Source organism: Thalassobellus citreus (assembly GCF_044385915.1).
GTDB lineage: Bacteria > Bacteroidota > Bacteroidia > Flavobacteriales > Flavobacteriaceae > Thalassobellus > Thalassobellus citreus.
In genome coordinates this window covers 131,003-144,810 of the sequence record NZ_JBISCC010000127.1, presented here as the reverse complement: position 1 = coordinate 144,810, position 13,808 = coordinate 131,003, and the positions used below count along the sequence as shown (strand labels likewise).

The 13,808-nt window shown below is 31.1% G+C and carries 8 protein-coding genes; all 8 read right to left on the bottom strand.

Annotated features, from left to right (window positions below; genetic code table 11):
* Positions 1-308: 308 nt before the first annotated feature.
* The 8 genes from ACH5TX_RS14220 to uvrC all read right to left on the bottom strand — a co-directional run bounded on the left by ACH5TX_RS14220 (position 309) and on the right by uvrC (position 13,700).
* Entirely contained in the window at positions 309-2,135 is a 1,827-nt protein-coding gene (locus tag ACH5TX_RS14220; protein WP_439340162.1) for a hypothetical protein, read from the bottom strand.
* A gap of 10 nt (positions 2,136-2,145) precedes the next feature.
* The gene (locus ACH5TX_RS14215; RefSeq protein ID WP_439340161.1) at positions 2,146-4,695 is read right to left on the bottom strand and encodes a TonB-dependent receptor; all 2,550 of its coding nucleotides are present in this window, start codon (positions 4,693-4,695) and stop codon (positions 2,146-2,148) included.
* A 159-nt stretch (positions 4,696-4,854) separates the two neighbouring features.
* Positions 4,855-6,474: a glucose-6-phosphate isomerase gene (pgi, locus tag ACH5TX_RS14210; protein WP_439340160.1), complete on the bottom strand. Its 1,620-nt coding sequence runs from the start codon at positions 6,472-6,474 to the stop codon at positions 4,855-4,857.
* Between the two features lies 1 nt (position 6,475).
* A complete protein-coding gene (locus tag ACH5TX_RS14205) occupies positions 6,476-7,798 on the bottom strand; it encodes a M23 family metallopeptidase (RefSeq protein WP_439340159.1) in 1,323 nt (440 codons plus the stop codon).
* Entirely contained in the window at positions 7,756-8,673 is a 918-nt protein-coding gene (locus tag ACH5TX_RS14200) for a tryptophan 2,3-dioxygenase family protein (protein WP_439340158.1), read from the bottom strand. The genes ACH5TX_RS14205 and ACH5TX_RS14200 overlap by 43 nt, the downstream gene beginning before the upstream one ends.
* Positions 8,674-8,679: 6 nt before the next feature.
* Positions 8,680-9,462, bottom strand: a complete 783-nt coding sequence (locus ACH5TX_RS14195; RefSeq protein WP_439340157.1) for a DUF3108 domain-containing protein — start codon at positions 9,460-9,462, stop codon at positions 8,680-8,682.
* 192 nt (positions 9,463-9,654) lie between these two features.
* A complete protein-coding gene (locus ACH5TX_RS14190; RefSeq protein ID WP_439340156.1) occupies positions 9,655-11,886 on the bottom strand; it encodes a patatin-like phospholipase family protein in 2,232 nt (743 codons plus the stop codon).
* A 20-nt stretch (positions 11,887-11,906) separates the two neighbouring features.
* A complete protein-coding gene (gene uvrC / locus ACH5TX_RS14185) occupies positions 11,907-13,700 on the bottom strand; it encodes an excinuclease ABC subunit UvrC (RefSeq protein ID WP_439340155.1) in 1,794 nt (597 codons plus the stop codon).
* Between the last annotated feature and the right edge of the window lie 108 nt (positions 13,701-13,808).

Genomic DNA, 13,808 nt, shown 5'->3' with positions numbered 1-13,808 from the left:
GTATGTTAATACTGCTAAAATATAAAAAAGCCCATTTGTAACAAATGGGCTTTTTTAATTAATTAAACAGAATAAAAGTAAATTAAAGCTTAACATTCAAAAAGTATTCAACTACTACTAAGAATATGGTACAACATAATCAAATAGGTATTATATTTTTTTAAGATTTATAAATTTAGTCTACTTACTAAAAATTAGTTTAACCTAGAACTGAATTATTATTTAGTTTAAAATAAATAATTACAATATATATAAATAAAAAGACCGTCTTAAAGACGGTCTTTTCTATTGTTTAATAGAATTGTAAATTATTCATTAACAACCCACTCACCACCAGTTTTAATAAGACTGAAATTCTCAACCCCACTACTTCCGTTATAAATATCTACAGAAACGATATATTTTTGGCCTTCAGCAGCACTAGGGTCTAAACTATCTAGTACAACTCCAATACCAGTAATCATCTGATCATCTGTCCAGCCAGAATTACCTCCTGTTCTATTAAAGTTTCCAAAATTTGATAAATTTCCAGCAGCATTTTCAAAACCAGATACGTTTAGTAAAGTTTCTCCAACCAAAGTATAATCATCTGATGTAAAAGTATACCTAATAGTATTATCTGGTACCCAAACCCCTGATTCTAAACCAAACTGAAGTTTTGAGTCAATTGTTGATTCATAAGCAACCCATTCTCCTTCTATTTTTGTGTATAAATTACCTCTTGTCTGTGCTCCACTTGAGCTAGATACATAACCATAAATTACATTTAATGCTTCACCTTCTAATGCATATGGAAATTTAATATTTAAAAATGTTGGTAAATAATTATCTGGTTGCGTTGAACTTCCAAAAGTTTCAATACCCATAGAGGCAAAATCTTCATCATTTACTAAGTAAACCCCATCAGTAGCTATTTCCCATACGTCCTCTGTAAAAGTATAAATTACTTTATTAGAGGTTTTATTTCCAACTATCTCATCTTCTAATACATCATTGGTCATAATTGCCGACCATGTATTTGCTACACGAATACCATCTATTAGAGCAGTTGGTCCACCACCACCTTGACGAATTCCGATTCTATTTGCTGTGTTACCAGCAACACCTGTGTTTGTTGCTTCTGGTGTTGTAGGTTCTGTAGCTTCTGGTGCAGTTAAAACATATAAATTTGATGTGCCTGTAGCCGTATCATAAGTTGAAACTATTAAGTAAGTTGTATTTAAGGCAAAAGGAGTAGCACCATATGATAATGAACTTGAGCTTGCCCCTATACCAAATAAAATATTTCCAGACCCATCACTTTTAGCTCCAACTCTTGCAGAATAACTGAAACTACCATCTTCTTCCATTAAATGGAAAAAATAAGTTCCATCACCAACTTCACTTAAATTTATTAAAGCACTCGCGTAAACTGTTCCAGTAGATATTATTGATGTAAGCGAAGTATTAACATCTTCAGAACCTGAACTAGATATAGCTAAAGCGCCTCCTAAATTAGTACTAGGATAATCTGCCATAGATAAACTTGTAGTTGCAAACATTAATTGGTTAGAAGCTCCTGAGTGATTTGTCCAACTTCCCCCCGAGATAGTTGTTAAGTCTCCTGCTGCAGCTCCATAATCAAAATTTTCTTCAAGAGAAACAGTTGGAGTAACGGTATATGCACTTCCTGTAAATTGAAAATATGAAGCAGCAACATAATCGCCTTCTTTAGGAGAACTATAATTATTACTAAGAATATCAGCAATATAATCTTCTGGTGTTGCATCAGATTGAAAACCTAATAAATCACTTCCACTTAAAGCATAATCTTCTTGCTTTAAGCTATAATCTCTTAACCAAAATGCATTACCAATATATAATCTAAAATCCACAGTTACAGACGACCCATTACTTAAATATGGATATAATTCAGATAAATAATCTGGTAACATTGATTTAGCATCATCTTCTGAACTAAAACTGCCAAATGATAAATCTAATTCATCATAGTCATCATCACTAAGTGTTAATTCAACTTCTTCAACAACACCTGGATTATTAGCATTAGCGTCATCATAAATATCTTCTAGAGGATTACAACCAATAATGATTGTTCCTAATAAAACTGTATATAAATAAAATATTTTTTTCATTGCTCTTTTTTTAAAAATTTACTTTTAATCCTACACTATAGGTTCTACCTGCTCCAAAATACACTAAAGCAGTTCCTGCAGTTCCATCTACATCATTTGCATCTGACACATATTCTGTATTAAACACATTATTAATTTTACCATTTAATACAGCTTCAAATGAACCTATATTAAATACATGGCTTATACCTGCATCAAATAAGCCATATTCAGGAACCTCCCATGTATCTGGAAGACCTTCTGTACCTCTATTTGTAACTTGATAAGAAGCAAACATATCTCCTGCATAGTTATAATCTACATAAAGATTTGATTTTTTAGCAAATTTATAATTTGCTCCTAAAGCAAACGTGGTTTGTGCAGCGTCACCAACTTTTAAATCTTTTGCAAATACATCAACTTCTCCTACAGGTGTGCCATCCTGAGTTCTTACTATAGCAGACACATTGCTTTTCCATTGCCAATCTCCTAAAGAAGCCATCCCTGTAAAAGATAATTTATCTGAAAATTTATATCTAAAATCAATTTCTACTCCTTGGTGCAAAGCATCCATACCAAGTAAGTTATATAAAACCCTTTCATCTCCAGGATTTGCGCCTGGTAAAGATCCATTTATCCCTTTATCTAACCAACTAGTACGATAAAGATTAACATTGGCAGAAAATTTTTCACTTCTATATCCATAACCTAATTCTACACTAAATACTTTTTCGTTTTCAGCCTCTTCATTAACATCTAATAAATCATCATCCTGAAACGCAACACCGTCTAAAAATGGTGCTTTAGAAAAATACCCAACATTAACAAATACATTATTATTAATATCTAGGTTATAGTTACCACCACCTTTAACTCCAAATCCAAAAAAGTTAACATCGTCTGATTTCCTATCATTAAGAGGAATATCAGAGTTCATAAATTCCTCTTTTTTATAATTGGTATTAGAAATATCTGCAGCCATAAATAAATTTAAAGACTCATTAACTTGATACTCTGCCTGACCAAAAATACCTGATCTTAAAACAATACCATCATAATCTTTATTATAACGATCTCCAACTCTTAAAGGCTTACCAAAAGCAAAAGTATCACTCTCATTATCTAAGAAAAATTGTCCACCTAATAAATCTTCTACTTCATACCAGTGATGTCCAATATAAGAACGCGCATCTAAACCTCCTGAAATAGTTAACTTATCATTAATTCTGTTTTTATAAGTAGATAATATACCATACCATTCATGTGAGTTTCTTGAAGCAGAAATTATATCTGTAGAACCAGCAGCGCCATTTGCAATATTTTCCGCTACAATTCTATCAAAATCTATAGGTTGTAATCCTGAACTTCCTGTTCTATAATCATCAGAACCAATTTTAGAACCTTCATCTCGACGTCCACCTCCAGAACCAAATGACGCATATAAAGCTGTTGATAAAACTGAACTATCATTAATATTCCATAAATGATTTAATGAAATTTGAGGTTTATGATAAAAATTATAAGATTGATGATACACCTCTCCATTTTTATAACCCCAATCTTTATTAGCCTTTTGTGGTCCAGAATCTGTATCTAACAATTCAGAAATTGTAGAACGATTGAAACGTTGACCATGAGTTTGTTGTGCTCCAAATGCAGTAAATGTTAATCTGTGACTTTCATTTATTTGCTGTGCTAAACTTATAAAGTAATTGTAACCTGAAAATTCACCCCCATCTATATATCCATCTCCGAAAATTTTTGAAGCACTAACCGTAGCTGCAAAACCTTTATCTGATAATCCAGTAGAATATGTCATTCCATATTTTAAGTAGCCATCATTTGCAATCCCAGTAAAAAAGTTACCACCTTCTTCTGCATCAGTACTTTTGGTTAAAATATTTATTGTACCACCTATAGAAGGTACTGCTACTTTTGAAGCACCCAAACCTCTTTGTACTTGCATTGAAGAAGTAACATCTCCTAATCCTGCCCAGTTAGACCAATAAACACGTCCGTTTTCCATATCATTAACAGGAACTCCGTTAATCATTACAGCTACATTTTCAGAACTAAAACCTCTCAAAGAAACTCTACCGTCACCATAACCTCCACCAGCTCTAGTTGCATAAACACCTGGAGTTGCTTTTAATATTTCAGGAAATTCTTGTGTACTTAACTTTAAAGAGATGTCTGCTGCTTTAATAGTAGAAACTGCAACTGGAGTTTTTCGATCTACAGCCACAGATGCAATAATTTGAATTTCTTCTAAACCAACTTGGCTAGATTCAAGTTCAATATTACCCATAGCTTTATCTCCTGAAAAAGAAATAGTTTTAGATGTATAACCTACATAGGTAATTACAATTTCTCCTGAGCTAGATTGTGTGGTTAAAGAAAAATTACCATCAAAATCTGTAACAACACCATTGGTTGTTCCTTTCTCAACAACATTTGCTCCAGGCAAAGACATGGTTGTACCTGCTTCTAAAATAGTACCAGATATAGTACTTTGAGCCATAATTACCGTAGAAAACAAGATTCCTACAGCTAACATTAAAAAATGCGTAGTTTTTTTCATAATTAATTATTTGAAATTAGTCAAGGCAAAAATACGCAGAATTGAAGAATATACATTACCCAATTGTTAAGAAAATTAACAATTGTTAATAAAAAAAAGGTAATAGTATTTTTAATACTATTACCTTTTTTTGGTTTTTAATGAGAATAATTTTGCGTTTTAATTAAAACGCTTATAATAATTCAATAAATTATGAGTTGACGAATCATGTTCGCTATCCGCAGTATTGTTAAATTCATGTAAAATTTTATTAGCTAATTGCTTCCCTAATTCTACTCCAAATTGGTCATAACTAAAGATATTCCAAATAATACCTTGTACGAAAATTTTATGCTCATACATAGCAATTAATTCCCCTAAACTTTCTGGTGATAACTTGTTAATAAATATGGTATTTGTTGGTTTATTTCCTTGAAATACTTTAAAAGATGTTAAATCTTTACTAGCTCCTTCTGCAACAACCTCTTCTTTAGACTTACCATTTAACAATGCTTCAGTTTGCGCAAAGAAATTAGACATTAATTTATCTTGATGATCTTTGTTTCCGTGCAACGAATTAGCAAAACCAATAAAATCGGCAGGAATTAATTTAGTTCCTTGATGAATTAATTGAAAAAAGGCATGTTGCGAATTGGTTCCTGGTTCTCCCCAAATAATGGTTCCTGTTTGATAATCTATAGGATTACCATTTCTATCGACACTTTTACCATTACTCTCCATAATACCTTGTTGCAAGTAGGTTGCAAATTGACTTAAATATTGAGAATAAGGAATAATAGCTTCACTTTCTGCTCCAAAAAAGTTATTATACCAAACACTTATTAAAGCTAAAACAACAGGTATATTAGTTTTAAAATCTTCATTTTTAAAATGCTCATCCATTTTATTAGCTCCTTTTAATAAGCTATCAAAATGATTATAACCTACAGCTAAACTAATACTTAAGCCTACGGCACTCCAAAGTGAAAAACGACCACCAACCCAATCCCACATTGGGAAAATATTATTTTCATCTACTCCAAAAGCTTTCACATTTGCTATATTAGTTGATACGGCTACAAAATGCTTTGCAATAGCTTCTTCTGAAGCCGATTGTAAAAACCAGTCTTTTAATGTATTCGCATTAGAAAGCGTTTCTTGTGTAGTAAATGTTTTTGAAACCACTACAAAAAGTGTTGTTTCTGGATCTAATTTTTTAATGACTTCATTAACATGGTCGCCATCTACATTACTAACAAAATGTGTTGTTAAGTGATTTTTATAATACTGAAGTGAATCTACAACCATTGCTGGCCCTAAATCAGATCCTCCAATACCAATATTAACAACATCGGTAAATGCTTTTCCTGTAAAGCCTTTTCTTTCACCATTAACAACCTCATTAGTAAATGCTTCTATTTTCTGCTTTACTTTATAAATCTCTGGCATAACATTAACACCATCAACAGTAAAATCTGAATTTTTAGGCGCACGTAATGCGGTATGCAAGACTGCTCTTCCTTCTGTTTCATTTATTATTTCACCAGAAAACTGACTTTTAATAGCTTCATTTAATTTAACGGCATCGGCTAATTCTAGTAAAAGCTTAAATGTTTCTTCTGTAATTCTGTTTTTCGAAAAATCTACATAAAAATCTTCCCACTTAATTGTGAAGTTATTTGCTCGCTCTTTATCTTGAGTAAACAAATCTTTCATATGAACATCGTTAATTGAATTAAAATGCTCTTGAAGTTTTTTCCAGGCTTCTGTTGTCGTTGGGTTTATGTTTGGTAATGCCATTTTATGAGTTTGCTTGTTTAACGATTGTCTGTATCTGTTGTTGCTCTTCTTCAATACTAGGTAAAAAGAGTGTATTATCTAGTTGGGATTTTATTGGATCTATAAAATCTAAATACTTTTTCTTTAATGAGTCTGAAATTGGTTTTGCTTCTGGTAATTTTTGTTTAAATGGATCGACCTGCCTACCATTTTTCCAAAAACGATAGCATACGTGTGGACCTCCTGTATTACCTGTCATACCTACCCAACCAATAACATCGCCTTGTTTTACAAACTGCCCAACTTTTACTTTACGCTTTTTCATGTGCAAATATTGCGTTTCGTAAGTAGCGTTGTGTCTTATTTTTACATAATTACCATTTCCTCCAGTATAACTAGATTTACTAACCGTACCATTAGCTGTAGCCATAATAGGCGTGCCAATTGGTGCTGCAAAATCGGTTCCTTTATGCGGACGTACCTTATAGCCATAAACAGCAATTCTACGCTTAAGGTTATATCTTGAAGAAATTCGACTAAACTTAACTGGTGCTTTTAAAAAAGCACGACGCTGATTTTTTGCTTTTTCATCAAAATAATCTACAATACCTTTAACAGAATCTGTCATAAATTGAAAGGCATAAAAAGGCTCTTTATTATGCTCAAAATAAGCTGCTTTTACATCATGAACACCAGTATATATCGTATCATCTATATACTTATCTGTATAAATAACTTTAAAACGATCTCCTTTTTGAAGCCTTCTAAAATCAATAGTCCATGCATATATTTCGTCTGCTAGTTTATTTGTTAATACAGCACTTACGCCTTGTTCATCTAAAGTTTCTGAGATACTACTATTAATAACACCTGTAACTACTTTTTCGACATATTTAATAGGCTTCGTTCTTTTATAAGCACGAATAGAATCTTGAAAATTAATAACCACATAATCTTCTTTATTAGGCTGATAAACAAAACATTTTGCTGTTTCTAAAGAATCTTTAGCACATAAAAGCGTATAAGGCTTACCAACTTGTAACCCTCTTACTATATCAAAAGTATCTTTTGCTGTTTCAGCAATATGAAATATCTTAGGATAACCAACGGAATTCCTTTCTAAAATTTGTCCAAAACTATCTCCACTTTTTATGGTATCTCTTTTAACCACATAATCGCTTAATTTAAAACCAAACTCGAATAATTCTTTAGGCTTTTCAATAACCGCTAAGTCTTCTTCAACTAAATTAGATTTTGAATCGTCTTTACAGCTAATAAATAATAATGCTAATAGTGGTAATACTAAATATCTGTTCCCCAATTTTCTATTTCTTGCTCTGTCCATAATTCTGGAAAAAATATTCTCTTTTGATATTTTGGATGCATGTATTTTACCCATTCACTTCCTCCTGTTGCTTCGGCTGTTTTTCCGCCAATATTTAAATAATGATTTGCTGTATTGTAATGTGCCATTACCCATTTTATATTAACGGTATAATCGTAATGACGCATAGCATCAACCAAGTCTTTGTTTTCTCTTGCTTCTTTTGGGAGCGCTTTAAATTTAGAAAACAAATTATTTGTTTGATAAAATTTAGCAAATCTAATAAATTCGTCTTTATATCTTTCTTCAAAAACTGTTAATGTGTAACTTTTATTGCCTGTTACATAATCTTTCCCCGCAGCTTGCCAATATAAATATTCAAACGCATTTTCATAAGATGAGTTTCTATCAAAAGTACCTCTAAAGCGTTTATCAATGAGGTTTACAAGTTCTGTAGATGCAAATTCAATTTTTCTATATTGTGCACTTTGAAATCCGCTTGCAGGTGTTAGTGTAGTTCTAAACTTATTATAATCGTCTATATCCATACCATCTTTCATAATACTAAAAGACGATGTAAGCATATCGAAATAACGACTAATGCGCATTAATTTGGAAGTAAAAAGGTCTGCATCAACCTCATTGGTTTTTGCTACCTGATCTATTTCCCAAAGTATCATTTTAAATAAAAGTTCATTTATTTGATGATACATGATGAAAACCATTTCATCTTTAAAAACGGTACGTTGTACTTGAAGATTTAACAACGCATCTGTTTGAATATAATCCCAATAGTTTATAGGCTTACTATTTAATAAACCTTCAAGATAAGCTTCAGAATCTTGACCTATGGCTTCGTATTTTTCTTTAAGTTGGTTTTCTATTTTAGATTTCAAAATTCCTTAATTATTGACAACTATTTTGAACGGATGTTTTAACCCTTTAAAAGCTTCTAAATCGGCTCTTAAAGAACCGACAGCTAAATCGGCCTTGATTCGTAAAGGTAATTTATTTTTGTCTTTTGAAACCCAAAGTGTCAAACTTTCTTCTTCTTTAAAAACACGACCTGCCATAACATACGGTCTAAATTTTAAAGACTCTATTTCTCCAAATTCTGTATCAATAGTTTCTTCTCCTAAATATTTAAGCTTAAACCCGTAATTTTCTTCATCAAAAAACATATCGACACGAACTTCATCCCCTACTTTCAAATTACTCGTATCTAAGTTATTACGCAAATAATAAAATGTAGATACCATATCTTGAATATTAGGTTTTGTATCTATCACCGATTTTTTATTATGCTTCTTATCATTAACGTAAGCTTTATTTTTTTCTTGATCGAAATCTATTTCTAAATCTTTAGTATGGCCTCCTTCATCAATATTTCTAACAAACTTATATGGCATATTGGTTTTTTTATCAAAATAGCTCTCATACCTATCTTTTACTTTAAAAAACCATTTTATCATACCTGTAGTCCAGCCTTTACCCACTACATGATATACATCTTTATCTCCAAGTTTAGAATCTTTAACGGTAAGTGTCGCATTTCCTGCTTTCATCCAGCCACTATAGCTCATTTTAAATTTAAACCATTCGCCATCTCCATACGCAGATTCTTGCTGCGAAAAAGACATTTGCATGGTAAAAACAGCTATTATTATAAGTAGTATATTCTTCATTTGTTATGGGTCGTTGACATGTAACTTCTTAAATTTACATTTATTGTTTTTAAGTTAGAAATTACAATTACTATTCCAAAAATATAAAAATTCTTAAGACATCATGTTTATATAAGAAGTTCTTAACGTTAATTTGTTACAAAAACCCTCCATTTTAATTTTGATAGAATTGAGACCAATACTGAACAACATTTAAAACCAAAAACCTATATTAAAGAACCAAACACTTTGCTTTTGTTCTGGCGAGTAACTATATTTTACTTGAACAGGGCCAACTAAAGTTTCCATAGCATAGCCTAAGCTATAACCTCGATAATCTGGAAGCGTAAACCACTCCCCTGTCTCAAAAAGATCATCTTCTATATTTGCCCAATTTCCTTCTAAAGTTAAATGATGTTTTTTATAAACCTCATAATCTGCACTAAAAGATGCTTTAACATAACTATCTCCTGTTAAAGAAATAAAATCATACCCTAAAAATGGAATAAAATTATTTATTAAGTTATTACCATAACCTCCTAGAGCAAAATCTAATGATTTAGTCGATTTTTCTCCAAATTTAAAACCGCCACTGCTTCCTATATTAAAGGCTAACTTATCAGACAAACTAAAGGCATATGCTAAATCTGCTTTTACAATTGCAAAATTGTCAAAATCTTTGTTAAAGCTAGAAGCATAATAATAGTTATGCACATCGCCATTAAAATACACACCACTTTTAGGGAAATACTTATTATCGTAAGTATCTAATTTTAAATTCCCAAAAACACTTAAATAACTTGTTTTTTCAAATATAAAATCATCATTAGGATTGGTTACTGAAAGCGTTTCCGATTTCACCTCCAACCGTTTATGTTCTAGTCCCAAACTTAATGCAAAATCTTTTCTAAACAATGTTTGCAAATAAAACTGATTGGTTTGATCTTGTATATTTGCATCAATTTTATTTAATCCAGTTGTAATAATTTCAGAATCTTCTAGAAATAATTGAGCGCTTATATTCTTATTAAATGTGTTATATCTAGACCTTAAACCCACACTCCAATAAAAACCTTTATCTATTAAATACTCAAAATTATATCTAACATGATCTCCTAAAATAAAGTCTAAAGATGCTACATCATTATCAAATAACAAACGTTTCTGGGTTACATTAATTAAGGCTGCACTTTTATATAAATCGTCAAAATGTATTCCTAATTTTAAAAACGTTGTGTTTTTTGTTTCTTTTAATTTTGCTATTAAATGATAACTTTCATTATCCTTATTTTTAATTAAGTTATATTGAAATGAATCAAAATTATTAGTTGCTACAAGATTTTCAATACCTTTTGCAAAATCGTTATAACTTATTTTTTCGTTAGGTTTTAATTTTAATTTTCCTAAAACATAAGCCCTCGTATAGTTTTTTAATCCTTCAAATAAAAAAGAATTTATAGAGAGGCTATCTTTAGCTTTCATCATTACATGTTCTTTTTCCTTAGTCTTAAAAAAAGGTTTTAATGTTTCATATTTTAAAATAGCAGCTTCCTTTCCTTTTTCAATAATTTTAGAACCTTCATCAAAAGATACTACGGTGTAGTCTTTAATATCTGGTTTTATATAAATATCGGTTTGTTTTGCTTTAGTCTCCATAGCCTTTATGGTTCTAAAGTTATTTATTTGAATTAAAACATCTGGCGCCGATGTTAACTCGTCTCTATTTAACAACCCATCTTGCACATCTACTCCAATAATAATATCCATTCCTTTTGCTCGTAACTCATCAATAGGATAATTATTTATTACACCACCATCTATTAACACCTCACCATTAATATTAACAGGTTGAAACAACGAAGGAAGGGCGCTACTTGCCAAAATAGATTGCGTTAAATCGCCTTTATCTAACAACACTTGCTTACCTGTTTCTACATTGGTTGCTATACAGAAAAATGGAATAGGCAACGCATTAAAACTATCAATATCGTTAACAGGCAATAACAATCTAGAAAGTAAACTATAAGTGTTTTGACCTCTTGAAAGTGCCGAAGGCAACTTAACTTTAAAATGATCGAACGGCAGTGTTAATGCATATTTTTCAGAATTATCGCGTTCATGAAATGCTTTTGAAGCTCTTGGCAAATCATCATTCATAATTTTATCAAAATCTACTTCTTTAAAAATAGAATCGAGTTCTTTTCCAGAATAGCCAGAAGCATACAACGCGCCTAAAACAGCTCCCATACTTGTACCTGCTATATAATCAATCTTTACACCTAAACTATCAATAACCTTTAACACACCAATATGCGCCAATCCTTTTGCACCACCACCACTTAATACTAAACCAACTTTTTGGGTATTCTCTTGTGTTTCATTTTGCGCTTTCGCTGAAAGAGAAACGATTATGAACAGGGTTAATATGATGGTTTTAAAGTTCAAAAATTTTGTTTTATCCTATATTACTTCTCATGATAATAATTATAAACTTTTTCAGCACGAGATACACCAACAACAGCTTCCAACTCATCTAATTTTGCATTAGCAACACGTTTTGCCGACTTAAAATGTTTCAATAAATCTACAATAGTTTTTTCACCTATTCCAGAAATAGTTTCAAGTTCTGTATTTAAAGCCCCTTTACTACGCTTATTTCTATGGTGCTCTATACCAAATCGGTGTGCTTCATTTCTTAAAAACTGTATCACTTTTAAGGTTTCGCTTTTCTTATCTAAATATAAAGGAATTGGATCGTTCGGATAGAATAATTCTTCTAAACGTTTTGCAATACCTATAATGGCTATTTTTCCTCTTAAATTTAAAGCATCTAAACTTTTTAATGCTGATGATAATTGCCCTTTTCCGCCATCAATTATAATAAGTTGTGGCAATGACTGGCCTTCATCTAACAAACGTTTATAACGCCGATACACCACTTCTTCCATAGATGCAAAATCGTCTGGCCCAACAACTGTTTTTATATTAAAATGACGGTAATCTTTTTTACTTGGTTTCCCGTTTTTAAACACGACACATGCCGCAACTGGATTCGTTCCTTGAATATTAGAATTATCAAAACATTCTATATGCCTTGGTTCTTCATGAAGACGTAAATCTGTTTTCATTTGCGCCATAATACGATTGGCATGCCTATCTGGATCTACAATTTTTATTTGCTTGAAACGATCCATTCTAAAATACTTCGCATTACGAATCGATAAATCTAAAATATGTTTTTTATCGCCTAATTTAGGAATGGTTACTTTAAGAGCTTCTCCTAAATTAACTTTAAAAGGCACATAAATTTCTTTTGAATTAGAATTAAATCGTTGTCTAATTTCAGTTATTGCTAATTCTAATAATTCCAAATCGGTTTCGTCTAATTTCTTTTTTATCTCTAAGGTATGAGAACGAATGATAGATCCGTATGATAGCTGTAAAAAATTAACGTAACCATAACTTTCGTCACTAACTATAGAAAACACATCTACATTGCTAATTTTTGGGTTTACAATAGTCGATTTTGCTTGGTAGTTTTCTAAAACTTCAATCTTTTCTTTTATTTTTTGAGCTTCTTCAAACTGCATGTTTTCAGCAAAACTTTTCATTTGAAGTTTAAACAAGCTTAAAGAATCTTTAAAATTTCCTTTTAAAATTTCTTTTATAGCTTTAATGTTTTCGTTGTAAGCTACTTCTGTTTCCAAACCTTCACAAGCACCTTTACAGTTTCCTAAATGATATTCTAAGCATACTTTATACTTACCAGCATCCACTTTTTCTTGAGCTAAATGGTAATTACACGTACGTAAACTATACAAACCTTTTATTAAATCTAACAGTACATGCACGGTTTTTCCGCTGGTATATGGTCCAAAATATTCGCTACCGTCTTTAAAAACACGTCGGGTAGAAAACACTCTTGGGAAACGTTCTTTTTTTATACAAATCCAAGGATATGACTTGTCGTCTTTAAGCAGTACATTATATCGAGGCTTATGCTTTTTTATTAAATTATTTTCAAGTAAAAGCGCATCCGTTTCTGTATCAACAACTATATGCTTAATATCTGCTATTTTTGTTACTAATACGCGGGTTTTCCCATTATCATGCGTTTTAGTAAAATAAGAACTTACCCGTTTCTTTATATTTTTAGCCTTTCCTACATAAATAATAGTGCCTTCTTTATCATAATATTGATAAACTCCAGGTTGGTTTGGTAGTGTTTTTAATTGTATTTGTAAATCGGGAGTATCCATTAAATCAAAGGTAATTATTTTAATTTTTTATTGCTGAAATACTACTTATATAAATGTGTTAAACTTTTAAATAATTTGATTTTTGAATTGACAAATTCACTACATTTC